Origin of the sequence: Bradyrhizobium sp., from assembly GCF_049798375.1 — a bacterium.
Lineage (GTDB): Bacteria > Pseudomonadota > Alphaproteobacteria > Rhizobiales > Xanthobacteraceae > Bradyrhizobium.
Map to the genome: position 1 here is coordinate 1 of NZ_JBARGP010000499.1, position 1,833 is coordinate 1,833.

Annotated in this window: 1 protein-coding gene; it reads right to left on the reverse strand. The window is 64.1% G+C overall.

From position 1 onward, the window contains the following. Positions 1-190: 190 nt before the first annotated feature. Positions 191-1,833, reverse strand: a 1,643-nt coding sequence (gene cysC / locus WA702_RS20370) for an adenylyl-sulfate kinase (RefSeq protein ID WP_425112346.1), incomplete at its 5' end; no start/stop codon positions are given.

The window sequence follows — 1,833 nt, forward strand, 5'->3', positions numbered from 1 at the left end:
CGCCCGATTTTAGAAAACGTGAATGACTGTACTGCGACAGCCTATCCGTGTTTTCTGATTCCGGCTGTGTGAAAGCTGCCACATGTGCCATCCGCCTGCTTATGGGATGAGCATCATCATGCGAACAGGCAAAGCGAGCTGAGAAGACGTCGCTCCGAGGTCCCGGTGTCACCGGCCAGCAACACTTCGCCTAATGACCGATCCCGCGCAGCCGCAGCTCGGCGACGATCAAGTCGGCGAGCTGTTCGGCGGTCCTGCCCATCGTCGTCAGATGCAGCTCGGGATTTCCCGGCGGCTCGTAGGGCGCGTCGAAGCCGGTGAAATTCTTGATCGTGCCGGCCTTGGCCTTGGCGTAGAGACCCTTGGGATCGCGCCGCCCGCACTCCTCGATCGGCGTGTCGATGAAGACCTCGATGAAATCGCCTGTAGGCACCAGACTGCGCACGATTTCGCGCTCGGCGCGATAGGGCGAAATGAAGGAGCACAGCACCACCAGCCCTGCGTCAGTCATCAGCTTCGCCACCTCGCCAACGCGGCGGATGTTTTCGACCCGATCGGCCTCGGTGAAGCCAAGATCGCGGTTCAGGCCGTGACGCAGATTATCGCCGTCGAGCAGCATGGTATGGCCACCGGCGCCGTGGAGCTTCTGCTCGACCAGGTTGGCGACGGTCGACTTGCCGGCGCCCGACAGGCCGGTGAACCACAGGATCGCCGGCCGCTGCTGCTTCAGCATGGCGCGCTCGACCTTGCCGATCAAGAGCGGCTGCCAGTGTACAATGGTTCCGCGGCGCAGGCCGAAGCTGATCATGCCGGCGCCGACCGTGGTGTTGCTGTAGCGGTCGATGATGATGAAGCAGCCGGTCGCGCGATTGGCCTCGTAGGAATCGAAAGCGACCGGACTGTCGGTTGCCAGATTGCACAGCCCGATGTCGTTCAGCGCGAGCGTGGTCGCCGCCAGATGCTCCCGCGTATTGACGTCGATCCGGTACTTGATCGCGGTGACCGTGACCGGCGTGGTCCTGGTGCCGATGCGCGCCAGATAGGAGCGGCCGGGAATCAGCGCGTGCTGGTCCATCCAGATCAGATGCGCAGCGAACTGATCGGAGACTTCGGGACGGGCCTGCGGGCTGACCAGGAGATCGCCGCGCGCCACGTCGATTTCGTCCTCGAGCACGACGGTCACCGCATCGCCGGCGCAAGCTTCATTGCGCGGGCCGTCATAGGTGACGAGCTGCTTCACCCGTGAGGCCCGGCCGGAGCCGGCGACCACGATCGGATCGCCGGCGCGGATCACGCCCGAAGCCACCGTGCCGGCATAGCCGCGGAAATCGAGGTTCGGCCGGTTGACCCACTGCACCGGAAACCGGAGCGGACGGTCGACCGCGTCGCGTGCGACCTCGACCGTCTCCAGATAATCGAGCAGGGCAGGGCCGTCATACCACGGCGTATTCGCCGAGATGCGGACCACGTTGTCGCCATGACGTGCGGAGATCGGGATCGCGACGACGGAAGCGAAGCCGAGCGAGCCGGCGAAGGCCGCGTAATCGGTGACGATCCGCTCAAAGGCCACTGGATCGAAGCTGACCAGGTCGATCTTGTTGATCGCGAGCACGATGTGCTTCACGCCGAGCATCGCAGCGATCAGCGAATGGCGGCGCGTCTGCCCCAGAATGCCTTTGCGGGCGTCGACCAGCACCACCGCGAGCTCGGCCTTGGAGGCGCCGGTCGCCATGTTGCGGGTATACTGCTCGTGGCCAGGCGTGTCGGCGACGATGAAGCTGCGCCGTTCGGTTGCGAAATAACGATAGGCGACGTCGATCGTAATGCCTTGCT